Origin of the sequence: Sulfitobacter sp. F26204, from assembly GCF_026410305.1 — a bacterium.
Lineage (GTDB): Bacteria > Pseudomonadota > Alphaproteobacteria > Rhodobacterales > Rhodobacteraceae > Sulfitobacter.
The window spans coordinates 531,486-549,722 of sequence record NZ_JAPMLQ010000001.1 but is presented as its reverse complement, the minus strand read 5'-3'; the positions used below and the strand labels follow the sequence as shown (position 1 = coordinate 549,722).

General features: G+C 57.7%; 20 protein-coding genes. 9 read left to right on the top strand and 11 right to left on the bottom strand.

Annotated elements, in window-relative coordinates:
• Positions 1-27: 27 nt before the first annotated feature.
• The 7 genes from OS190_RS02590 to OS190_RS02560 all read right to left on the bottom strand — a co-directional run bounded on the left by OS190_RS02590 (position 28) and on the right by OS190_RS02560 (position 6,670).
• Complete coding sequence (locus tag OS190_RS02590; RefSeq protein ID WP_267157098.1) at positions 28-498, bottom strand: Hsp20 family protein; 471 nt, start codon at positions 496-498, stop codon at positions 28-30.
• Positions 499-625: 127 nt separating this feature from the next.
• A complete protein-coding gene (locus tag OS190_RS02585) occupies positions 626-1,441 on the bottom strand; it encodes a trypsin-like serine peptidase (RefSeq protein ID WP_267157097.1) in 816 nt (271 codons plus the stop codon).
• Positions 1,441-2,229 (bottom strand): trypsin-like serine peptidase, encoded by a 789-nt coding sequence (locus OS190_RS02580; RefSeq protein WP_267157334.1) that lies wholly within the window; start codon positions 2,227-2,229, stop codon positions 1,441-1,443. Before OS190_RS02580 ends, OS190_RS02585 begins: the two co-directional genes overlap by 1 nt.
• A 97-nt stretch (positions 2,230-2,326) precedes the next feature.
• On the bottom strand, positions 2,327-3,670 hold the full coding sequence (gene glcF, locus OS190_RS02575) for a glycolate oxidase subunit GlcF (protein WP_267157096.1): 1,344 nt from the start codon (positions 3,668-3,670) through the stop codon (positions 2,327-2,329).
• A gap of 24 nt (positions 3,671-3,694) precedes the next feature.
• Positions 3,695-4,051, bottom strand: a complete 357-nt coding sequence (locus tag OS190_RS02570) for a hypothetical protein (RefSeq protein WP_267157095.1) — start codon at positions 4,049-4,051, stop codon at positions 3,695-3,697.
• Positions 4,048-5,166 carry an FAD-binding protein gene (locus OS190_RS02565; RefSeq protein WP_267157094.1) on the bottom strand — a complete coding sequence of 373 codons (1,119 nt, stop codon included), beginning with the start codon at positions 5,164-5,166 and terminating at the stop codon, positions 4,048-4,050. The genes OS190_RS02570 and OS190_RS02565 overlap by 4 nt, the downstream gene beginning before the upstream one ends.
• Before the next feature lie 55 nt (positions 5,167-5,221).
• On the bottom strand, positions 5,222-6,670 hold the full coding sequence (locus OS190_RS02560) for an FAD-linked oxidase C-terminal domain-containing protein (RefSeq protein ID WP_267157093.1): 1,449 nt from the start codon (positions 6,668-6,670) through the stop codon (positions 5,222-5,224).
• A gap of 101 nt (positions 6,671-6,771) precedes the next feature.
• Here OS190_RS02560 and OS190_RS02555 point away from each other — a divergent pair, with 101 nt between their 5' ends.
• The 4 genes from OS190_RS02555 (at position 6,772) to OS190_RS02540 (ending at position 9,159) form a co-directional block, all read left to right on the top strand.
• On the top strand, positions 6,772-7,458 hold the full coding sequence (locus OS190_RS02555; protein WP_267157092.1) for a DUF599 domain-containing protein: 687 nt from the start codon (positions 6,772-6,774) through the stop codon (positions 7,456-7,458).
• Between the two features lie 45 nt (positions 7,459-7,503).
• A complete protein-coding gene (locus OS190_RS02550; protein WP_267157091.1) occupies positions 7,504-7,857 on the top strand; it encodes a hypothetical protein in 354 nt (117 codons plus the stop codon).
• 112 nt (positions 7,858-7,969) lie between these two features.
• On the top strand, positions 7,970-8,710 hold the full coding sequence (locus OS190_RS02545) for an AraC family transcriptional regulator (protein WP_267157090.1): 741 nt from the start codon (positions 7,970-7,972) through the stop codon (positions 8,708-8,710).
• 68 nt (positions 8,711-8,778) lie between these two features.
• Positions 8,779-9,159, top strand: coding sequence for a VOC family protein (locus tag OS190_RS02540; protein ID WP_267157089.1), 381 nt, complete (start codon positions 8,779-8,781; stop codon positions 9,157-9,159).
• 46 nt (positions 9,160-9,205) lie between these two features.
• On the opposite strand, the gene rlmH is transcribed toward OS190_RS02540, so the two are convergent.
• The 4 genes from rlmH to OS190_RS02520 all read right to left on the bottom strand — a co-directional run bounded on the left by rlmH (position 9,206) and on the right by OS190_RS02520 (position 12,397).
• The gene (gene rlmH, locus OS190_RS02535; protein ID WP_267157088.1) at positions 9,206-9,676 is read right to left on the bottom strand and encodes a 23S rRNA (pseudouridine(1915)-N(3))-methyltransferase RlmH; all 471 of its coding nucleotides are present in this window, start codon (positions 9,674-9,676) and stop codon (positions 9,206-9,208) included.
• Positions 9,677-9,694: 18 nt separating this feature from the next.
• Entirely contained in the window at positions 9,695-10,063 is a 369-nt protein-coding gene (gene rsfS, locus OS190_RS02530; protein ID WP_267157087.1) for a ribosome silencing factor, read from the bottom strand.
• 212 nt (positions 10,064-10,275) lie between these two features.
• Positions 10,276-11,001: a hypothetical protein gene (locus OS190_RS02525; RefSeq protein WP_267157086.1), complete on the bottom strand. Its 726-nt coding sequence runs from the start codon at positions 10,999-11,001 to the stop codon at positions 10,276-10,278.
• 55 nt (positions 11,002-11,056) lie between these two features.
• A complete protein-coding gene (locus tag OS190_RS02520) occupies positions 11,057-12,397 on the bottom strand; it encodes a mechanosensitive ion channel family protein (protein ID WP_267157085.1) in 1,341 nt (446 codons plus the stop codon).
• A 250-nt stretch (positions 12,398-12,647) separates the two neighbouring features.
• Between OS190_RS02520 and leuC the strand changes: the two genes are divergently transcribed.
• The 5 genes from leuC to leuB all read left to right on the top strand — a co-directional run bounded on the left by leuC (position 12,648) and on the right by leuB (position 18,082).
• The gene (gene leuC, locus OS190_RS02515; protein ID WP_267157084.1) at positions 12,648-14,054 is read left to right on the top strand and encodes a 3-isopropylmalate dehydratase large subunit; all 1,407 of its coding nucleotides are present in this window, start codon (positions 12,648-12,650) and stop codon (positions 14,052-14,054) included.
• Positions 14,055-14,193: 139 nt separating this feature from the next.
• Positions 14,194-14,799 carry a 3-isopropylmalate dehydratase small subunit gene (gene leuD, locus OS190_RS02510; RefSeq protein WP_267157083.1) on the top strand — a complete coding sequence of 202 codons (606 nt, stop codon included), beginning with the start codon at positions 14,194-14,196 and terminating at the stop codon, positions 14,797-14,799.
• A gap of 316 nt (positions 14,800-15,115) precedes the next feature.
• Positions 15,116-15,940 (top strand): hypothetical protein, encoded by an 825-nt coding sequence (locus OS190_RS02505; RefSeq protein WP_267157082.1) that lies wholly within the window; start codon positions 15,116-15,118, stop codon positions 15,938-15,940.
• Positions 15,941-15,969: 29 nt separating this feature from the next.
• The gene (locus OS190_RS02500; protein ID WP_323370557.1) at positions 15,970-16,908 is read left to right on the top strand and encodes an endonuclease/exonuclease/phosphatase family protein; all 939 of its coding nucleotides are present in this window, start codon (positions 15,970-15,972) and stop codon (positions 16,906-16,908) included.
• A gap of 67 nt (positions 16,909-16,975) precedes the next feature.
• The gene (gene leuB / locus OS190_RS02495; protein ID WP_267157080.1) at positions 16,976-18,082 is read left to right on the top strand and encodes a 3-isopropylmalate dehydrogenase; all 1,107 of its coding nucleotides are present in this window, start codon (positions 16,976-16,978) and stop codon (positions 18,080-18,082) included.
• Positions 18,083-18,237 lie beyond the last annotated feature (155 nt).

The window sequence follows — 18,237 nt, the reverse complement described above, 5'->3', positions numbered from 1 at the left end:
GCCAGTTCGGCGCAGGTAGCACCCACTTTAGTTGACGGCTTTGGCGTCCACGACATCCTTTTCGACCCGCTTCACATCCGATGCGATCTGGATCTGGCGTGGTTTCAGGGCTTCGGGCACCTGACGTTCCAGCTCAATATGCAGCATCCCGTCAACATGCTCGGCACCGGTCACTTGTACGTGATCGGCCAGGTGGAAGCGGCGTTCGAACGCCCGGGTTGCAATGCCACGGTGCAGATACGACTTGGCCTCGTCCTCTTCTGCTTTACGCGCAGAGACAATCAAGGCTTTTTCACGCACTTCGACCGACAGATCGGCTTCGGAAAAACCCGCGACCGCTATCGAAATACGATAGGCATCATCATCCAGTTTTTCGATGTTGTAAGGGGGATAGCTTGGGGTGGCGGTCTCGGCGCTCAGCACACGATCCATCATGTTGGCGATCTGGTCAAATCCGACAGTGGATCGATAAAGCGGTGCAAAATCATAAGTACGCATATGTTCATCCTCATTTTAGAGCGATTGAATGTTCAGACCTTCCACAATTGGACAGGCCTTTTCTCAGTTGCCGAGACCCTGACTAGGCATCTCGACATCACTCATGTGGTGAGGCTGGTTTGCGGATTCAAGACCCCTTGGCAGGGACAAATTTCGCGCTGGAAGAAGATTTGTTGCCACCGATTGTCACACGGCGCATTTTCACACCAAATTGTGGTTTATTTGCCCGCATCTGACGTTTCAGTTCCGACACCAACACTGGCAATGTCATACCAAAGGCGACCTTCTTGCCCCGATGTTTTCCGATTCCCGAAATGACAGCGGCAATGCGCCCCCGCCCGTTCAGATGCGTGAATACCGGCGCACCACTGGACCCGAATGTCACATCACAATCAAGCACGACGATGCGGTCCCGCTGATCCAGAACCTGGCACTGCTTCTGACGCGAAAGCATATCCGAACGCCCCCGGCCATAGGATACGACACTCACTGGCCCACCAGGCACATTTCCCTGATGCACAACAAAGGGGTCCAATTCGTGCGTCGGAATCGGTTTCTCCAGACGTACGAGCGCCACATCATGACGAACGTTATCCATGTTGAGACCGCGCTTCGGATCATAACCCTCATGCGCCTCGATCTGGGCAACCTTGCGCACTGCCGCCGCTTTGCCGTGGGTCAATCCGGCCTCGAACACGATATTATCTGCACGGGCCAACTCGCCCGCGTTGTTGTAAACGCAATGCGCCGCCGTGAGCACCAGATCAGGGGCGATCAAAGTACCGGTACAGAACCCGGATCGGCTGATGTTCAACCTGCCAACCGCCTGCCACACCGCCGCCTCGTTCTGGGTGTCCAGCGCACGCAACTTGCTTGATTGCGCCTGCGCCGGCAGCGTCGACAGGACCAGACACAGGGCGGTTGCAATAAAACCAAACCGCATCATGGCTTCACAAACTTTGCACTGGTATTCGTATTGCCCTGCCCCACCAGAACGCGTTTGCGCCGCGGCGTGCCGTCATGAAAAACGCCTTTTCCGGCGACCAGTTCCGCCTGCAACACCGCCAAGGTCGCACCCAGCGCCGTGCCCAGTGATACACGCTTGCCGTCCACTTCGGCCTTGGCTGACACGACAGACACGATATGTGCCTCCCCGTCCTGAAACGAGAATATCGGTGCGCCGCTTGACCCGAAATCAACCGAACAGGAGGTAACCAGTACACCTTCCTGCTGAGCCAGCACCTTACAGACTTCTTGCAAGGAAGGTGCCTCGGAACGATCCTTGGCATAGCTCACAACGCCAACTGAATCTCCCGGCCGCGGCCGGGATGCCGTGCTGAAAGGTTTGATCGTGGTATTTCGTATGGGCTGCTGCAATTCCAGCAGAGCCAGGTCATTGCGCACGCGATCCGAAGAAACATCACCGTCATAAATAAACTCGGGGTGCACAACAGCACGTCTTATGTCGCGATAGGCTCCGGCGCGCCCGTTGCGCCACCCGGCCAGAAACTGGACACTGCCGTGATCAATCCGTTGCTTGGTATCACGGTCAAACAGGCAATGTGCCGCTGTCAAAACCAGCCGCGGTGCAATCAGCGCACCCGTGCAAAAACCGGTGCCGCCTATATCCAGGCGTCCCACCGCTTCCCAGGCCGTCGCATTCACGCCTGAATCCAGACGTTTCAGCCGAGCATCCTGCGCCAGGGCCGTGGATGTGATGACCGTCATCATCAAGGTAAGAGCCACCCATCGTCGCACAGATTATCCCCGCTTTTGCCTGAAACCTCGCTGATAGCTGCGACTTGCGGCAAAATTAGGGCAAAATGTGTCAACTAAGGCGCGGAATTGCGGAATTTTGCAAATTTCCGTCATTTATGGCCGGGGGTTTTGGCCCTCCGGATGCCCAATCCAGCAGTTCAACGGTATGCACGACCGGCACGCGAGCCGCCGAGCCGATCTGCATCATGCATCCGATATTCCCCGCCGCGATAATGTCCGGTTTTTGGGCCTCAAGATTGCGCAGCTTGCGTTCTTTCAACTGCCCCGAAATCACAGGCTGCATCAGATTGTAGGTTCCCGCCGAACCGCAACACAGATGGCTTTCAGCCGGTTCCACCACCGTAAATCCCGCCCGTTTCAGCAGCTCCTTCGGCAAAGTCTTGATCTGTTGCCCGTGCTGCAATGAACATGCGGCATGATAGGCCACGGTCAGCCCGTCAGCCACCGCCGCAACAACCGGTCGGGGGAGACCATTATCCAGGTCGACCAGAACTTCGGATATATCTTTGGCAAGGGCAGATACCCGCGCCGCATCCGCGCTCAGGTCAGGGTCGTTGCGAAACATGTGCCCGTAATCCTTGACGGTTGTGCCACAGCCCGAGGTGTTGATCACAATCGCGTCCAACCCTTCTCCGTCAATCTCGGCCACCCAGGCCCGAATGTTCCTGGCGGCGCTCTTGTGGCTCTCTGATGTTTTGCCCATATGATGGGTCAAGGCGCCGCAACAGCCGGCGCCTTCGGCTACCACGACTTCACAGCCCCGGCGCGTCAGCAACCGGATGGTCGCGTCATTGATATCCGTGTTCAGCGCCTTTTGTGCACAGCCCGTCATCAACGCCACACGCTTTCGCCTCACACCTCCGGCAACAAAGGTCTGCGGATCATCATTGCGGCTGACCGGCGGAACATGCCGCGGTGCCATCTCCAACATCGCCCTCAGCCGTGCATCCGGCATGAAGCGGGCAAAGGGGCGGCCGATCTTGGCCCCCAACAGCGCCACTCGAAACCGCATCGGATGGGGCAGAATCCGCGCCAGCATCCACCGCAAGGCACGATCCGCAAAGGGGCGCTTGTACCGTTGGTCGATATATTCCCGTGCGTGGTCGACCAGATGCATGTAATGCACACCCGAAGGACAGGTCGTCATACAGGCCAGACAGGACAGGCAGCGGTCGATATGCTTGACCGTTTTCTCATCCGGTTCGCGTGCGTTTTCCAGCATGTCCTTGATCAGATAGATCCGCCCCCTCGGGCTGTCCAACTCATCCCCCAGAACCTGATAGGTCGGACAGGTCGCAGTGCAAAACCCACAATGCACGCAGGCACGCAATATTTCGTTGCTGCGCCGGATGGCCGGATCGCTCAGTTGCTCTTCGGTAAAAGTGGTCTGCATGAAAGCTCCGAAAACCTGCGGGGATCACCCCTGAATTAAATTTGCCGATACCAGCCCGAACCACGGCATCGTTGTTCCCGCCGCACCAATCATACCGGTCCAGCGCCGCATCCGCAGCCCGCCATCAAGCTGGCGCAGTTTCTGCGCGCCATAGGCCAGCACGCCAATCCAGGCGAACCAGATCAATGCAAGCGAAGCCACCGTCAGCACTGGATTGTACCCCCAAAGATCCGGCAAACCATAGCGCAACCCAAGGCCGGTTGCGGCACAGACCGCGGTCCCGATCCCCAAACTGCCCTGCCCCAGGGTCCCGCCGGTCAACCCGCGAAACGCCAGCGGTCCACCGATAAAGAAAACCAGAAAAAGCAGGAAAAGCGTCATCCAACCGCATCCATCAAACCGGCGTTGAACAGACCCTTTGGATCAAACTTGGCCCGCACGGCTGCGCTTACCCGCGCAATTGCCGCCGGCTGCGGCTGAAACACACCCAGGCGCACCTTTGTTTCATCCGTACCGCGCACCAGGGTCGCATGCCCGGTAAAGGAACCCAATCTGGCACGCAGGTCGCTGCCCGCCGGCAGCCGCACCCAGATCAGGCCACCCGCCCAATCCAGCAAATGCGCCTGTGCCTGCGCCCGCTGCACCAGCCCCGGCGCATCAGAGGGTTTACACGACACACGCCAGACATCTCCCACCTCTTGCTGAAAGGCCGCGACATTCCGCTGCGCGCACCAAAAGGCATCGGAGCCGGCCTCATCCAGTAGGGTCATTTCCGCCCCGGACTCTTTCAACATTTCGCGCAACCGCGCACTCCGGTAGGCAACACTCGCCTCGAACCCTTCAAGCCGCAGCACCGTCCGCGCCGCCGCCGGATCATGCGCCGCCCCGGTGACCTCATAGGGGCTGCCCATGGCACGGCTCATGGCCGCAACCGCCGCCATATCGTCAAGCCCCTGCAACACCAGTGAAATCTGCGTCTCGACCCGCGGCATCACCTTGAAGGATACTTCACTCAGAACGCCCAATGTCCCAAAGGACCCCGCCAGAAGCTTGACCAGATCATAACCGGTGACGTTCTTCATCACCCGCCCGCCATTCTTGACCACCACACCCCGTCCGTCAACGAAGCGGACACCCAACAGGAAATCCCGCGCCGCACCCACAACAAGCCGTCTCGGCCCGCTTGCGTTCGATGCAAAGACACCGCCGATCGTGGCTGCGGCCGGTGCACCGACCAACCCGCTGTGATCGATCGGCTCAAAGGCAAGCCTCTGGTTCTCGCGCGCCAGCGCCGCTTCGATCTCGGCCAGCGGTGTCCCGGCCCGCGCCACCATCGTCAAGGCCCCGGGTTCATACAACGTGATGCCCGTCATCCCCGCCACCGACAGGGGCGCGCCACGGCCCGCCATGCGCCGCGAATTGCCGCCCCGTACCGACAAGGGCTCCCGCGTCTGCGCAACAAATTCCGCCAGTTCCTGTTCTGTCACGACATTCATCTCTTTTTGGCCTTATATACCGTCCGCACTCGCGTCGGACGCCACCCGCCCGCGGTCATTGCGCCGCCAGCGCCCCGACACGTCGTGCCGCCGATGCATCCAGCGGGAACACCTTGGCTGGGTTCAACAACCAGGCAGGATCAAACACATCCTTCACCGCCATCTGTGCTTCCAGATCTGCCGCGTCATATTGCACATACATCAGGTCGCGCTTTTCAATGCCGACCCCATGTTCGCCCGTCAGACAGCCGCCAACCTCAACGCATAGCTTCAGAATCTCCGCACCAAAGGCCTCGCAACGCTCCAGATCGCCGGGTTTGTTGGCGTCAAACAGGATCAGCGGATGCATGTTTCCATCCCCCGCATGAAACACATTCCCCACATTCAACCCATAGGCCTCGGACATCTCGCCGATACGGCGCAACACCTGTGGCAAAGCACTGACCGGGATCGTCCCGTCCAGACACATGTAATCATTGATTTGCCCCATCGCGCCAAAGGCCGACTTCCGCCCGAGCCAGATCGCCGCACTCTCCTGCGCCGACCTGCTCTCGCGCAGCTCGACCGGATTGTGCCGCCGGGCGATCTCCATGATCATTGCCAACTGGTGATCGATCTCCGCATCGGACCCTTCAACCTCGACGATCAGCAGCGCCTCGCACATCGGATAGCCCGCCTTGGCAAAGGCCTCGGTCGCTTCGATACAGGGCCGGTCCATGAATTCAATCGCAACCGGCAAAACACCCGCCTTGATGATGTCGCTCACACAGGCCCCGGCAACCGCGTTGTCATCAAACCCCATCAGCACGGGCCGCGCCCCTTCGGGCTTTGGCAGGATGCGCAGGGTCGCTTCGGTGACCACTCCCAACTGCCCTTCAGACCCGCAGATCACACCCAGCAAATCCAGCCCGCCGGCATCCATATACCCACCGCCGATTTCAATCACCTCACCGTCCATCATCACCATGGTCACGCCCAGCAGGTTGTTGGTGGTCACTCCGTATTTCAAACAATGCGCCCCGCCGGAGTTCATCGCGATATTGCCCGCAATGGCACAGGCCAGCTGCGACGACGGGTCCGGTGCGTAAAAGAAACCATCCGCTTCCACCGCGCCGGTCACCGACAAATTCGTGCGCCCCGCCTGTACCCGGATCAGCCTGTTGTCATAATCCGTCTCGATCACCTCATTCATGCGCGCCACACCGAGAATCACACAATCCGCCGTCGGCAAGGCCCCCCCCGCCAAAGAAGTGCCCGAACCACGCGGCACCACCGGCACACCCTCTTCGTGACAAATGCGCAAGACTTCGGACACCTCACGGGTCGATGACGGCAACACCGCAATCAGGGGCGGACAGCGATAGGCCGTCAGTGCGTCACACTCATAGGCTTTGGTCTCGCGCTCAGCATGTATCACCGCATCCGCTGGCAAAACCTTTAGCAGGCGCGCGACAACACGGGCCTTGCGGGCAATCACATCAGCATTCGGGATGGGCATTTGCATGACTTGTCTCCTTGACGGCACTCCCGCGCGCTATTTTGGTAAATTAATATGACCAATCATACCCACTGGCAAGCCGCATCTCTTCGCCCTAAGACGGTAACATGAACTGGACCGATCGCCTTGCCCTGTTTTCCGCCCTTGATCTCGCCGCTGTTGCGACGCTCCTGACCCTCTGGCTGTTGATCGGCTGGCGGATCGAAAACGGCAGCCGCAAACCATCGGTTTCGCGCCTCATGGCCGACTATCGTCGCGAATGGATGCAACAGATGCTCACCCGTGACCCGCGCATCTTTGACGCTCAGACCCTCGCGACCCTGCGGCAAAGTACGTCCTTCTTTGCCTCCACTTCCATGATCGCCCTTGGCGGTACTCTGGCTGTTATCGGCAATTCAGAACGCCTCGTGGGCGTCGCTCAAGATCTCACGCTGATGCACCAACCGCCGGTCGTTTTTGAAATCAAACTCCTGTTGGTTGTGTTCTTTCTCACCAACGCTTTTTTGAAATTCGTCTGGTCCAACCGCCTATTTGGTTATTGCTCCGTCCTCATGGGTGCAGTGCCAAATGATCCGGCACATCCCAACGCTCCCAAAATGGCCCATAAAACCGGCGAAGTGAATGTCACAGCGGCCCGCAGCTTCAATCGCGGACTGCGCTCCGTTTATTTTGCACTGGCCGCGATTTGCTGGCTGGGTGGCGCCCTCCTGCTGCTGGCTGGTGCAATTTTGACACTTATTGTGATCTGGCGGCGAGAATTCGCTTCCCAGTCACGTGGCATACTCTTGGAATAATGGTACAGTGGATTATATACCCAATATATCATGATTGGTTTTAGCATGTTCAAACGCTGTCTTACCGTTCTTGTCCTCAGCTGTTCGACCGCCTTTGCGGATGCCCCCACCATACAGGAGGTCTCCGTCAGAAAGGTCGATTCAACCTGGACCTTCGATGTCACCTTGCGCCACAACGACACCGGATGGGATGATTATGTCGACGCTTGGCGTATTGTCGATATGCAGGGTAATGTCCTGGGCCTGCGCAACCTCGCGCACCCCCATGTCACCGAACAACCTTTCACCCGCTCCCTGTCAGGTGTGAAACTGCCAGCCGAACTTAGCGAAGTCGGCATTCAGGCGCACGATACCGTCAACGGTTGGTCGCAAGAAATTAAAAAGGTGAAACTCAGGTAACCTGTCACTCCTGCCCGCGAAAACGGCGCCTCGACATGCTTGCCGTCCCGAAATACGGCAACGAATAGCCGCCCTTCTGACCTAAACCCAAGCGAACAAGAAGCGCAGCAAGATGTATAACCCCAAGGGCAACAGCAGGGAAAAGACGGCGAAATCCGTCAGCTTTGTTGAAACAGAACCACCAGAGCACCTACGCGGCATTGTGCATCGGTTTCTGGAACTCGATACCAAAGGGGCCCTGCCCGACGACTACCGCTTTCACGCATTGCCGGATGCCTGCACCTACATAGTATTTGACCAGCTCAACCCGCAGGTAACTGGCGTCACCAAACTCCGCGCCTCTTCCGAAGAGCTGAACCTCGGCCGCATCTTCCGCTACATCAACATCCGCTTTCTGCCCGGTGTCTGGCAGAACGCTCTTGAACAGGTGTCTTACGGCATGATCGACAGCCCCTATACCGGTGATCTGCCCTTGATCCCGACCAATCAATCGCTGGTGAAACAGGATTTCGCCGCAAACCAATCCGTCCTGACGGCCTTGGTTGAAGGTCTGGTCGAACAGGGTTTCGTAGTCTCCAACCCCGTCACCGAGAGAATTTTCAACCACCTCGATAGCATCTACTCTGTTGCGGATATGGCTGAGGTTTCAAACCTGTCTCCCCGCCAACTCCAACGCACGCTCAAACGGACAACCGGATTCACCCCGCATGACTTTCTCAAGGTGCTGCGCCTGCAACAGGCCTTGATCGGTGATCCGTCGCTGTCCTATGCCGATCAGTCCCACTTTATCCACTCGTTTCGCAAAGCCACGGGGTACACGCCTGGAAAATACGCGAAAAAATTTGATGTCTGAAATCTACAATACTTGAGGGTCCAGCCCCGCTAGATCTGCCTCACGAACGACATAAGAAGGAATTGAACATGTCTCGGATGAACGCAGTTGTATGGTTTGACATTTACGTGGACGACCTGGATCGGGCCACCATTTTTTACGAGACCGTGCTGGACCGCAAGCTTGAGTCGATGGGTGATCCAACCGGCGAATCCCAGATGATGAGTTTTCCCGCGGACATGGGCAACTACGGTGCCGCCGGTGCCTTGACCAAAGCGCCACATGCAAAACCGGGCGTCGGCGGCACCATCGTCTATTTCGCGTCCCAGGATTGCGCTGTCGAACAAGCCCGCGTTGAGGTGGCCGGGGGCAAGGTCATTCAACCCAAGTTTTCAATTGGCGAATATGGCTGGGTCTGTGTCTGTCAGGACAGCGAAGGCAATATGTTCGGCCTTAATTCTATGAAGTAAGCCGATCACAGCATGGACAGACACAAAGGTCTGTCCATGTACACCTCTAGACCCGGTGATACGGCCCGCCCGCCAGAATGGACGTCGCACGATACAATTGTTCGCTTAACATCACCCGCACCATCATATGCGGCCAGACCATTTTGCCAAAGGACAGCGCATGATCGGCCCGCCCCCGCAACGCCTTGTCGATACCGTCCGCCCCGCCAATGACAAAGGCAACGTCGCCGCGCCCCATGTCGCGCCAGCCACCCAGACGTTTTGCGAAATCTGGAGAGGTTTCAACGCGCCCGCGTTCATCCAGCACACAGATCAACGCACCGCTGGGCAGCGCACGTTCCAGCAAACCGGCTTCGGCTGCCATGCCGCCACCCTTCTTGTCTTCGACCTCGACGATACGGGCAGGGCCAAGGCCCAAGGACCGTCCCGTCCGCTCAAACCGGTTCAGATAGTCGTCGATGAGTTCCTTCTCGGGGCCCGCCCTCAGACGGCCCACCGCACAGATATGAATGCGCATGATGCGCGGCCTGTCAGATCAGCTTTGCGGCGCAGCGACTTCGCCGCCGTCCATCCACATCTTTTCCAACTGGTAGAATTCGCGAACTTCGGGACGGAAAACATGTACAATCACGTCGCCTGCATCAATCAGAACCCAGTCGCCGACATCCTTGCCCTCGATCTTGGGGGTACGGCCGAACTCATCCTTGATCATCTGCGCCAGCTTTTCCGAAATCGCGGAAACTTGACGGGTCGAACGACCCGAACACACCACCATGTGATCGCCGATCTCGGTCTTGCCGCGCAGATCGATCTGCACGATGTCTTCCGCTTTGTCGTCTTCAAGGGTTTGAAGGATGCTGACCAACAGCGCGTCGCTTGAAGTCATATCAGAAGTACGCGCCATCAGCGCCGCCTCTGGTTTCGCATGCAGGGATGCGTCAGTATGTAGAGCCAGGACATTGTCCTCCTTTGGGCGCGCCGCCTTGCCCCCGGCGCTGGGGAATACCTAAGTTTAACAACGCCAACGTAACTTTTCAATGACAAGGGGCACAACTGTGACATTACCGGCCGTCATTGGCACAAAACAATCGCAGATGACCAGCCCCATGTCCCCGCTCAGCTCGATTCGATCAGCAGCGCACGCCAGCCCGCATCAATTTGTTCCAATTCTCCCATATCATAGGCCGCCACATCGTTCCGGTAGCGCCCGGTGGGCGTTTCATATCCCAGCGCAGCTTCCCGCTCGCGCAGGGCGGCCACCTTGCCACGGTTGACCTGCACCGGCGCGATTCCGCCGCGCAATCGCTCCGGTCTGGCCCGCTCGAACACCAACGACGATTCGCCTGTCGACAGGTTCACACAGGCGCAATGTTGCGCTGCCGCGATCATCGCCAACCGTGCCGATTTCGCCCCCAGATCCCGCAGGGAAATGTCCTTTCGCAGCGGATCCGCCTTGCCCTTGCCGTAAAAATGGGTGTCACCCGTCACGGGATAGACCATATCGCAGCCCATGAACGCCAACACACCAGGGTCCAGCGCGGCCAATGCCCAATAGGCCGTGGTAAAGGCCATCGTCGCCCCCGCATGCACAAACCCGCCATAAAGGTTCTGTGCCGGCACAAAGGCCGCCGCCCCGATCAATTGCCGATCCCAGCACTCCGCAGGCGGCATTTTCCGGCCGGGAAAATCCTCGGGATAGACCAGAACATCCCAATCCGGGCGCACCCGCCAGGCATTGTTCATCACGACAATGCGATCAAACCATGATGCGGGCCAATCCGTCGCTACCGTCACATTCGGCCCGCTGCCCAGGATCAACACAACCGGTCGCCTGTCCGTCATGCCTGTCGTCGCTCCTTCATCCATCCCGCGCAATGTACCCGGTGCCCGCCGCAATTCAATCCTTGTCGGGCGTGCTGACCGACAACTTGCTGTTGTCCAGCATCAACACCTCGCGCTGCGGGAAGGGGATAGAAATCTCATGTTCCTGAAAGGTGTCCCACAAGGCCAGATACACATTGCCGCGAATATTCGTCAAACCGCCTGTGGGGTCCCTGATCCAGAAGCGCAGGATGTAATCCACCGAACTGTCGCCAAATCCCACGATATGACAGACGGGCGGTTTGAAACTCAACACGCGCTCCACACCCGCCGCCGCAGCAACCGCCAGCTTGCGCACCTGATGCGGATCATCGCCATATGCGGTGCCGAAATGAATATCCAAACGCACAAAATCATTGGAATGGGACCAGTTGACCACTTGTCCGGTGATCAGATCCTCATTCGGGATCAGATATTCCTTGCCGTCCCGCGTGACCACCGAGGCATAGCGCGCACCCAGTGTCTGTATCCAGCCAAAGGTCTCTCCGAGAGAGATCACATCACCGGGCTTGATTGACTTGTCCAACAGGATGATCACACCCGACACAAGGTTGGATACCACCTTCTGCAAGCCAAAACCAAGGCCGACACCAATCGCACCCGACAACACCGCAAGACCGGTCAAATCAATACCAACCGCCTTGACCCCCAGATAGAAGGCCATGCCATAAAGCGCCAGTTGCACACCCTTGACCGCCAGAACCTGCATTGATGGGCTGATGTCTTCGTTCTTGCGGATCGTCGATGAGGTCGCCTGACTGATGATCCGTGCCATTGTGAACAACACCCCTATCACCACAACAGCGGTAAGCAGCGTCAACAGGGACAGCCGGAAACCACCCAGCTCCAGACCGACCTTGTCCAGAAATACTGCAACATCATCGGATACGTTCAACAGATACAGCGTGGCATAGATCCACATCGCCCATTTGACAGTCCGCCTGAGCGGACGATTGCGCACAAGACGGGATGCAAAGGCCGTACACACCCAAACCGCAGTCAAGGTCGCCGCCAACCCGATGAGATAGGACCGCGAAGGCCAGGTGATGTTCTGCATCACCAGATAGACCGTCCATGCCATCAGGGCGAACCAGATCAAGCCAAGCTGCCGCTTGATCTGGACAATCATCCGCAACTGCCACTTGGCCCAACCTTCATGCGACCGCACATAGCGCTCCACAAAATTGCCGCTGCTGGCATGCAAAAGCCATGCGATTGCCACCAGTCCGATCAGGATGAACAACTGGTTTTGCTTCCATCCCGGCGTTGCCACACCAGCCAGAAAGTTGATGGCAGTGACCCAAAGCGTTTCAATCGTTGCAACAAATTCGGCAAAGGGGTCGGTGACTTCGTTCATGACTTCTCCTGTTTACAGAAATCGTTGCATGCACACCGCGTGTCTGCAACCCTGCGGCCCTTGCAGCACATGCCTTTGACAGGTATCTGAGACCTATGAAACGCATAATCGATTCAACAGACCGTGACCGCTTGCGCGAACGCTTCTTCGGGGCGACCCGCACAGTGCTGGCCCAGCTATAAACGCCCGCCTTCCGCGGCTGCGCCGCATTTTGACTGCTTATCAACCTTACAATACGGGAGTGGACCAAATGTCCCCCAAAACGCTCTATGATAAAATCTGGGATGCCCATCTCGCTCATGAGGCCGAAGATGGCACCTGCCTGCTCTATATCGACCGTCACCTCGTTCATGAAGTGACCAGCCCACAGGCATTCGAAGGTCTGCGCATGACAAACCGCACTGTGCGCGCCCCCGACAAAACCATCGCCGTGCCTGATCACAACGTACCCACCACGCTTGATCGCGCCAATGCTGCCACCATGACCGAAGACAGCCGCATTCAGGTCGAAGCGCTCGACAAGAATGCCAAGGATTTTGGCATCCATTATTATCCGGTGTCTGACGTACGTCAGGGCATTGTTCACATCGTCGGCCCAGAACAGGGTTGGACACTGCCCGGCATGACCGTGGTTTGTGGGGACAGCCACACAGCCACCCATGGTGCATTCGGCGCATTGGCTCATGGTATCGGCACTTCCGAAGTCGAACATGTGCTGGCAACGCAAACACTGATCCAGAAAAAGTCCAAAAACATGAAGGTTGAGATCACCGGAAAACTGCGCCCCGGTGTCACGGCCAAAGACATCACCCTGTCTGTTATCGGCGTCACCGGCACTGCTGGCGGCACCGGCTATGTCATCGAATATTGTGGCGAGGCGATTCGCGATTTGTCCATGGAAGGACGTATGACCGTCTGCAATATGGCGATTGAGGGCGGCGCGCGCGCCGGCCTGATCGCGCCCGATGAAAAAACCTTTGAATATTGCAAGGGTCGTCCCCACGCCCCCAAGGGTGCACAATGGGAGGCCGCGATGGACTGGTGGAAGACCCTCTATTCTGACGATGATGCCGTCTGGGATCAGGTGATCACACTCAAGGGAGAAGACATTGCACCGGTCGTGACCTGGGGCACCTCACCAGAGGACGTTCTGCCCATCACGGCAAATGTGCCTGCCCCTTCCGACTTCAAGGGTGGCAAGGTAGAGGCCGCACAGCGTTCGCTCGATTACATGGGGCTGACCGCCGGGACACCGCTGGCCGACGTCGAAATCGACACCGTATTTATCGGGTCCTGTACCAATGGCCGCATCGAAGACCTGCGTGCCGCCGCGGAAATCCTGAAGGGCAAGAAAAAGAAAGACGGCATCCGCGCGATGGTTGTCCCCGGTTCCGGCCTTGTCCGCGCCCAGGCCGAGGAAGAAGGACTTGCCGAAATCTTCATTGACGCAGGATTCGAATGGCGCCTTGCCGGGTGCTCCATGTGTCTTGCGATGAACCCCGACCAGCTCTCCCCCGGCGAGCGCTGCGCGGCAACATCCAACCGCAACTTCGAGGGCCGTCAGGGCCGGGGCGGACGCACCCACCTGATGTCACCCGCGATGGCCGCAGCAGCGGCGATCACAGGCAAGCTGACCGATGTGCGGGAGATGATGTAAGGCACTGCCCCACCTCCCGTGCCGCATGCCGCACTGCGGCGGTGCATGGGGGGTGTACGCAGGGTGCACAGGTGGCACCCCCTGAAACATCTCCCCCACACCACCACATCTTGTGGTTCAAAATTAGGAGTTCATTAAGATGAACAAATTCGACAAACTGACCGGCATCGCCGCCCCCCTGCCGCTGATCAACATCGATACCGATATGATCATTCCCAAGCAGTTCCTCAAAACCATCAAGCGCTCCGGCCTTGGGGTGAACCTGTTTGATGAAATGCGCTATGATGACGACCGCAACGAGATCCCGGATTTCGTGCTGAACAAACCACAGTACCGCGATGCGCAGATCCTTGTGGCCGGCGATAACTTTGGCTGTGGGTCCTCACGCGAACACGCGCCATGGGCCATCGCCGACTTTGGCATCACCTGTATCATCGCGCCCAGCTACGCCGATATTTTCTATAATAACTGCTTTAAGAACGGCATCTTGCCCATCGCCCTGCCCCAGGAACAAATCGATGTTCTGATGAAGGACGCAGAAAAAGGGGCCAACGCCCGTATGTCCATCGACCTTGAAGCACAGACCGTGACCACCTCGGACGGCGAAGTCTTCTCGTTTGAAGTCGACTCCTTCAAAAAGCATTGCCTGATGAATGGCCTCGATGACATTGGACTGACCATGGAAAAAGCCGCCGCCATCGATTCCTTTGAGGCCGCCGCCGCTCAAAGCCGGCCCTGGGTCTGAGAATGCGTTGATCAATTAACACGTGTGCCGCACACGTTTTACGCGAACCTTGTGGGCACTCCTGCGGTGCCCACAATATCTTGCGACCCGCCTTTTTTCTGCCCTGAAATAGATGCAAGAACGCACCACCCTCTCCCTCAAATCGCCCTAGCTATTACCGATCGTTGACCAGTGACTTGAGGACTGAGGCGAAAGAAGGCACAAATTGGGCAGAAATGAGGCAAGTCTCCGGGTTTCTGGGGACGACAAGTTGGGACAAGAACGCGGCATGTATCGCGTCTGGCCGATTTGGAAGGGCAAAGTAGTGATAGGACGAATGACAGGCGCGGCAACGCGGGGTCTGATGGTGGCCATTTTGATTGCCACACCGGCGCTCTTGCTGCCAGATGCAGCGATAGACTCCACGCAAATAACTGTTTTGGTGGCCTTTCTGGCCGCGTTCCTGACCTTTGTTGAATATAATTCCACCCTGCCCAGCATTGTCGAATTCCGCGACGCGCCACCATTCAACCGTCTGCGTTTCATTGCTTTAGCAACCACGGTCATGATGCTCAGCCTCATCTTCAAAGGCCAGTCAGAGCCCTCGTTATTGACCGACGGTTTGACATCACTTGGCACGATCATTGGCAACGCCATCGATTTCCCCTATTCGCCGGTACGTCTTGTCGTGCTGATGTTGCCCACCGATTCAGAGCCTACCCTGGTGTCCTCCATGCGCATTACGGCAGGCATCGCCTATCTTGTTTCTCTTATCGCGATGACCGCCTTTTTGATCTTGGTGCGCATCATGGGGTGGCCAGCCCGTCAGGGAGCATTCAACGTTTGGGTCAATCTACCTTTGTTCGATCCAACCGCTGGCGGCGATGTGTTGAACCGGCTTCAGCGTGATGCGCGCGTGAATATTGCCCTCGGCTTCCTGCTTCCGTTCCTCATCCCCGCAGTGGTCAAAGCGGCGGTTGATCTGATAGACCCGATTTCATTGCAGAACCCGCAAACAATCATCTGGACAATCACCGCATGGGCCTTTCTTCCTGCAAGCATGATCATGCGCGGCATCGCGATGGGCCGTGTGGCAGAGATGATCGAAGACAAACGCCGCAGAACATACGCCGAGGCCGAAGATGGCATGCAAGCGGCCTGATCGCCCTTTGCCTAAGCCTTCTGGGGACTTTGGCAACCGCAGACACACTGCGTGTCGCGACTTTCAATACTGACCTCTCTCGCAAAGGCCCCGGCCTGTTGCTACGTGACATACTTGCCGGCACGGATGCGCAGATCAATGCAGTCCTGGCACAGATCACCAACGCCCGGCCGGATGTGATTATCCTGCAAGGCATCGACTATGACATGCAAAACCTTGCACTGGCCGCTCTGGCGCAAGAGGCAGACTACCCTCACCATTTTTCCGCTCCGCCCAACGCTGGCCGCATGACTGCCTATGACATGGACGGGGATGGTAACACCGGCGGGCCGGGCGATGCCCAGAGTTACGGCCACTTTTACGGGCAAGGCAGCATGGCGTTACTGTCGAAATATCCAGTATTGTTGCATGATGTTCAGGACCATTCTGAAATGCTGTGGCAGAACCTGCCGCACGCCCTGTCGCCAGAGACAGATGGCCTACCCTACCCCAGTGCAAAGGCCCGAGCGGTTCAGCGACTGTCCTCTCATGGGCACTGGGTCATACCGATTGATCATCCGACCCTGGGCCCTGTTACGATCCTTGCCTACCATGCCGCGCCACCGGTGTTTGACGGGCCCGAAGATCGCAACGGAAAACGCAACCACGATGAGACAGCGTTTTGGAGCCACTACCTCGATGGCGCGTTTGGCCCCTCGCCCGAAGCACGGTTCATCCTGATGGGCGGTGCCAACCTGGACCCGGACAGGGGCGAAGGGCGCAGCATTGCCATGCGGAACTTGCTGAACGATCCGCGGTTGCAAGATCCGCTTCCGGGGCAGCCAACCGTCACCTTCGCTCAGACCGGTCCGATGCGTGTGGACTATGTTCTGCCTTCCGCAGACTGGAAAGTTGCGGATGCCAAGGTTGTGATGGCGGATCCCACCGCAAGCCGTCATTCACTTGTCTGGGTTGACCTCACGCGCTAGGCGTTCTTGACCCTCAGAGCCCATCAGGCTACGTCCGCCCAATACATATATGTTCAAGGAGCGCCCTATGGCCAACCCAACCCTTCTTATCCTTGCCGGTGACGGCATCGGCCCCGAAGTCATGGGTCAGGTAACCCGTATCATCGACTGGTTCGGTGCCAAGCGCGACCTGCCCTTTGATGTTGAGCATGATCTTGTCGGTGGCGCGGCCTATGACAAGCACGGTACCCCACTACATGACGACACCATGGCGCGCGCTCTGGAGGTGGACGCTGTCCTGCTGGGTGCCGTCGGTGGCCCGAAATACGATGACCTTGATTTCAGCGTGAAACCAGAACGCGGCCTGCTGCGCCTGCGCAAGGAAATGGACCTGTTTTCAAACCTACGGCCTGCACAGTGCTTTGATGCGCTGGCCGATTTCTCTTCGCTCAAGCGCGAATTGGTTGCAGGCCTCGACATCATGATCGTACGCGAACTGACCTCCGGGGTCTATTTCGGTGAGCCCCGTGGCATCATTGAAGAGGGCAACGAACGTGTAGGAATAAACACCCAGCGTTATACGGAATCAGAGATCGACCGCGTTGCGCGCTCTGCATTTGAACTGGCACGCCGTCGCAGCAACAAGGTTTGTTCAATGGAAAAAGCCAACGTGATGGAATCCGGCATCCTGTGGCGCGAAGTCGTGCAAAAGGTTCACGACGAAGATTACCCCGATGTCGAGTTGTCCCACATGTACGCAGATAATGGTGCAATGCAATTGGTTCGCGCGCCCAAGCAGTTTGACGTTATCGTCACCGACAACCTCTTTGGTGACATCCTGTCTGATTGTGCTGCGATGCTGACCGGCTCGCTTGGCATGTTGCCTTCTGCGTCCCTTGGTGCCCCCAATGCCGAGGGCCGCCCCAAAGCAATGTATGAACCGGTTCACGGCTCTGCTCCGGACATTGCCGGACAGGGAAAGGCAAATCCCATTGCCTGTATTCTCAGCTTTGCCATGGCACTGCGCTATTCCTTTGATCAGGGCGCAGAAGCCACCCGTCTGGAAAGCGCTGTTGAAAAGGTATTGGCCGACGGTGCGCGGACAGCTGACCTGATGGGCCCGGAAGGCGGCACACCGATCAGTACGACAGACATGGGCGATGCTATCCTCGCCGCTCTGGAAGCCAGCCTGTAAACCAAGTCCGCGAATTGGAAGGATCAGGCCGCAAGTTCCAATCGGAACTTGCGGCCTGATCTCGTTGTTGGCCAATTACCTTTGATCGTAGCGAGATCCTCATGCTTGCCAAAGGCGGATCCAGCGTAGCAAATGAAGGTCAGAACACCGGGAAA

Excerpts from the sequence above, each read along its gene's own strand:
- OS190_RS02590 (WP_267157098.1), bottom strand. The coding sequence starts at position 498 with ATGCGTACTTATGATTTTGCACCGCTTTATCGATCCACTGTCGGATTT.
- OS190_RS02585 (WP_267157097.1), bottom strand. The coding sequence starts at position 1,441 with ATGCGGTTTGGTTTTATTGCAACCGCCCTGTGTCTGGTCCTGTCGACG.
- OS190_RS02580 (WP_267157334.1), bottom strand. The coding sequence starts at position 2,229 with ATGATGACGGTCATCACATCCACGGCCCTGGCGCAGGATGCTCGGCTG.
- glcF (WP_267157096.1), bottom strand. The coding sequence starts at position 3,670 with ATGCAGACCACTTTTACCGAAGAGCAACTGAGCGATCCGGCCATCCGG.
- OS190_RS02570 (WP_267157095.1), bottom strand. The coding sequence starts at position 4,051 with ATGACGCTTTTCCTGCTTTTTCTGGTTTTCTTTATCGGTGGACCGCTG.
- OS190_RS02565 (WP_267157094.1), bottom strand. The coding sequence starts at position 5,166 with ATGAATGTCGTGACAGAACAGGAACTGGCGGAATTTGTTGCGCAGACG.
- OS190_RS02560 (WP_267157093.1), bottom strand. The coding sequence starts at position 6,670 with ATGCAAATGCCCATCCCGAATGCTGATGTGATTGCCCGCAAGGCCCGT.
- OS190_RS02555 (WP_267157092.1), top strand. The coding sequence starts at position 6,772 with ATGAACTGGACCGATCGCCTTGCCCTGTTTTCCGCCCTTGATCTCGCC.
- OS190_RS02550 (WP_267157091.1), top strand. The coding sequence starts at position 7,504 with ATGTTCAAACGCTGTCTTACCGTTCTTGTCCTCAGCTGTTCGACCGCC.
- OS190_RS02545 (WP_267157090.1), top strand. The coding sequence starts at position 7,970 with ATGTATAACCCCAAGGGCAACAGCAGGGAAAAGACGGCGAAATCCGTC.
- OS190_RS02540 (WP_267157089.1), top strand. The coding sequence starts at position 8,779 with ATGTCTCGGATGAACGCAGTTGTATGGTTTGACATTTACGTGGACGAC.
- rlmH (WP_267157088.1), bottom strand. The coding sequence starts at position 9,676 with ATGCGCATTCATATCTGTGCGGTGGGCCGTCTGAGGGCGGGCCCCGAG.
- rsfS (WP_267157087.1), bottom strand. The coding sequence starts at position 10,063 with ATGGCGCGTACTTCTGATATGACTTCAAGCGACGCGCTGTTGGTCAGC.
- OS190_RS02525 (WP_267157086.1), bottom strand. The coding sequence starts at position 11,001 with ATGACGGACAGGCGACCGGTTGTGTTGATCCTGGGCAGCGGGCCGAAT.
- OS190_RS02520 (WP_267157085.1), bottom strand. The coding sequence starts at position 12,397 with ATGAACGAAGTCACCGACCCCTTTGCCGAATTTGTTGCAACGATTGAA.
- leuC (WP_267157084.1), top strand. The coding sequence starts at position 12,648 with ATGTCCCCCAAAACGCTCTATGATAAAATCTGGGATGCCCATCTCGCT.
- leuD (WP_267157083.1), top strand. The coding sequence starts at position 14,194 with ATGAACAAATTCGACAAACTGACCGGCATCGCCGCCCCCCTGCCGCTG.
- OS190_RS02505 (WP_267157082.1), top strand. The coding sequence starts at position 15,116 with ATGACAGGCGCGGCAACGCGGGGTCTGATGGTGGCCATTTTGATTGCC.
- leuB (WP_267157080.1), top strand. The coding sequence starts at position 16,976 with ATGGCCAACCCAACCCTTCTTATCCTTGCCGGTGACGGCATCGGCCCC.